Here is a 216-nt window from a genome sequence, read left to right as displayed (position 1 = left end):
GATAATGTGGATACTATTTTTTATAGTTCCATGAAAGTTATTTTGTTAAGACCATCCCAATCTCAGGATGATTTTGCAAGTAGCAGCTCGATTGGTATGCTGAAGTAATTTCTTCGAAGCATATTCGTTCGTGCTCCACCCCGCGATAATGTGGATACTATTTAATATAGTTCCATGAAAGTTATTTTGTTAATTAAATGGTGGAGGATGACGGGC

Source organism: Bacillus sp. AFS055030, from assembly GCF_002574545.1.
GTDB lineage: Bacteria > Bacillota > Bacilli > Bacillales > Bacillaceae_G > Gottfriedia.
Note: the sequence above shows the minus strand (reverse complement) of the source record.